This window comes from Candidatus Frankia nodulisporulans (assembly GCF_902806475.1).
GTDB classification, from domain to species: Bacteria; Actinomycetota; Actinomycetes; order Frankiales; family Frankiaceae; genus Frankia; species Frankia umida.
In genome coordinates this window covers 1-3,011 of sequence record NZ_CADCWS010000372.1, presented here as the reverse complement: position 1 = coordinate 3,011, position 3,011 = coordinate 1, and the positions used below count along the sequence as shown (strand labels likewise).

Here is a 3,011-nt window from a genome sequence, read left to right as displayed (position 1 = left end):
TCGTCGCACGTCACTGTAGCTTTGGCCAGCGCGGACCAGGGGACGGGGAGCGTGATGATCCACGGTTTTCGAAGAGCATGCGTACCAGTAGCTGCGCTGCTCTGTGGCGCCCTGCTCGCGTCCTGTAGTGGTGATGGAGATGCGGAACAGCCGAATGTTTCGGGAGACGTCAAGATCGACCTGATCGCCCCACTGACGGGCAACGATCCAGCCACGGGCCGCGATGCGCAACGCGGAGCGGAGCTGGCCACCCGGCTCATCAACACGGGGACGGCCGGGTTCACGTACGCGGACGGGCGAATCTGGGGGCCGAGCGGACGAGCCCGCCTCTCCATTGTGACGTTGGACACCAAGAACGATCGTCAGCGTGCGGCCGACGAAACATCGACACTCGTCGGCGACAAGCAGGTGGTGGGCATCGTCGGCGCTTTTGACGCCGACTCCACGCTCGACGCGAGTCAGCGAGCCGAACGCCTGCAAACCCCCTTCGTCAGCGGCGACGCCCCGCTGACGGCGCTCACCGAGCGCGGGCTGAACTGGTTCTTCCGTACTGCTCCTGATGCCGCGGACTTCGGCGGCGGCTTCCTGTCGTTGCTGCGCAACGCCGAGCAAGTGGGCCAGGAGCGCCGCCGGATCGCGCTGTTGTACAGCAACGACGCGACCGGCAACGACCTTCGTTCGACGGTGACCGAGTTCGCCGAGGAGGCCGGCTACCCGCTGGCGGCCAGCGTGTCCTACGAGCCGGGGGATCCGAACCCGGCGGCCGCGGTCACCGCCGTCCGCGACGCCGCGCCCGACATCGTCCTGGCGACGGTGGACGGCGACCACGGCGAACCTCTCGCGCGGGCGTTCAGCACCGTCGGCTACGTGCCCCCCGCGCTCGTCGGATACGGGCCGGCCGCGCAGACGGCACGGCTCGCCGCGCTGCCCGGCTTCGCCGACCGGGTCAGCCGCCAGGCCTCCTGGTCGCTTCCGATCGCACGGGCCAACCCGCTGGCCGCGGCGGTCGCCGAGCGCTACCAGCGTGACTTCGGCACCGCGATGTCCGCCGAGGCCGCCAACGCCTTCACCGCGGTCACCGTCCTCGCCCAGGCGATCAACGACGCCGGCAGCACCGACCACGAGCTGGTGCGGTCCGCGCTCGTCGCGGTCGACCTGCCGGGAAACCAGACGATCATGCCGTGGAACGGTGTGCGTTTCGACGGCACCCATCAGAACACGCTGGCGTCCACGGTCATCGAGCAGAACACCGACGGCTCGTTCGCACCGGTCTACCCCCGCGATCTGGCCACGACCACGGTGCGCTGGCCAGCCCCCGGCACCGCCGTCACGGCCGGTACGACCAGCCCGACCGACGCGGCCGGGACCACCGGTGCCACGGCGGCGGCCCGGTGACGGCGACGGTGGCGGGGGCGAGGGCGACCGAGGCGTCCAGCCTGGTCCGCTTCGAGCAGGCGGCCAAGCGCTATCCCGATGGCACCCGGGCTCTGGAACCCGTCGATCTCACGGTGCGCGACGGCGAGTTCGTCGGCGTGGTCGGCGCGTCGGGCTGCGGCAAGAGCACGCTGCTGCGGCTGGCCTCGGGCCTGACCGCGCCGTCCGCCGGGACGGTGCGCACCACCGCCGACCGCACCGGCTACGTCTTCCAGGATCCGACCCTGCTGCCCTGGCGCAGCGTGCGCCGCAACGTGGAGATGCTGGCCCAGCTCACCGGCCTGCCCAAGGCCGAGTACCTGCCCCGGGCCAGCGATCTGATCGATCTGGTGGGCCTGCGCGGATTCGAACGGCACCGGCCGCGCTCCCTGTCGGGTGGGATGCGGATGCGGGTGTCGCTGGCCCGCTCGCTCACCCTGTCGCCGGACCTGTTCCTGCTGGACGAGCCGTTCGGCGCCCTCGACGAGATCTCCCGGGAACGCCTCGGTGACGAGCTGCTGGCGTTGTTCGCCCAGCGCCGGTTCCGCGCGGCGATCTTCGTGACGCATTCGGTGGCCGAGGCCGTGTACCTGTCGACCCGGATTCTGGTGATGTCGCCGCGTCCGGGTCGGGTGGTCGCCGAGTTCGCGGTGCCGTTCGGCCCGTCGCGCTCGGCCGACCTGCGGTTCGACCCGGCGTTCACGCAGCTGGTGGCCACGGTGTCGCGGCGGCTGCGCGAGGGCGGAGACCAGGTGTGAGCACCACCGGGTTCGTCCGGCGGGCCGGCCGGGTCGCCGCGGTGATGCGGACCGGGCGGGCCCGGGCCACCTGGCGTGACCGGCTGGCGCCAGTGGTCCTGTTCGCGATCATCCTGGGCGTCTGGTACTTCGTGAGCCTGGTCCTGCTCGACCGGGACCGCCGGTTCCTGCTGCCAAGCCCCGACTCGGTGGTCCGGGTGGCCTTCCTCGATCGCGACAACCTGACGCAGCTGCTGCGCGGGCTGTGGCTGTCGACGTCGGTGGCGCTGATCGGGCTCGGCATCTCGATCGTGCTCGGGATGGGCATCGCCATCGCCATGAGCCAGGCCCGCTGGGTGGAGAAGTCGGTCTACCCCTACGCGGTCATCCTGCAGACGATCCCCACGCTGGCGCTGGTGCCGCTGATCGGATTCTGGTTCGACTACGGGTTCTCCAGCCGGGTCGTCGTGTGCGTCCTCATCGCCCTGTTCCCGGTGATCAGCAGTACCTTCTTCGGCCTGCGGTCGGTGGATCAGGACCTGCTCGACCTGTTCCGGCTGCACCGGATCTCCCGCTGGCGGCGGCTGGTCTCGCTGCAGCTGCCCGCCGCGATGCCGGCGACCTTCGCCGGGTTCCAGGTCTCGGCCGGACTGTCGGTGGTCGGCGCCGTCGTCGGCGACTTCTTCTTCAAACAGGGCGATCCCGGCATCGGCGTGCTGATCGATCTCTACCGGGCCCGGCTGCTGTCCCAGCAGCTGTTCGGTGCGGTCATTCTCGCGTCCCTGCTGGGACTGGTCGTGTTCGTGTTCTTCGGCTGGCTGAGCCGACTGGTCACCGGCCGCTGGTACGGCGCCGAGACCC

At 70.6% G+C, this 3,011-nt stretch carries 4 protein-coding genes; 3 read left to right on the top strand and 1 reads right to left on the bottom strand.

The features are described 5' to 3' along the window. Positions 1-231 (bottom strand): hypothetical protein (locus G6R24_RS22975; protein WP_225438807.1); only part of this gene is annotated, 231 nt, incomplete at its 3' end. On the opposite strand from G6R24_RS22975, the gene G6R24_RS19815 reads away from it, so the two are divergent. The 3 genes from G6R24_RS19815 to G6R24_RS19805 all read left to right on the top strand — a co-directional run. Then, entirely contained in the window at positions 175-1,395 is a 1,221-nt protein-coding gene (locus G6R24_RS19815; protein WP_225438804.1) for an ABC transporter substrate-binding protein, read from the top strand. The genes G6R24_RS22975 and G6R24_RS19815 overlap by 57 nt on opposite strands. Beyond that, positions 1,392-2,171, top strand: a complete 780-nt coding sequence (locus G6R24_RS19810; protein WP_217451507.1) for an ABC transporter ATP-binding protein — start codon at positions 1,392-1,394, stop codon at positions 2,169-2,171. The genes G6R24_RS19815 and G6R24_RS19810 overlap by 4 nt, the downstream gene beginning before the upstream one ends. Positions 2,172-2,215: 44 nt before the next feature. After that, on the top strand, positions 2,216-3,011 hold a 796-nt coding region (locus G6R24_RS19805), incomplete at its 3' end, for an ABC transporter permease (RefSeq protein WP_192029212.1).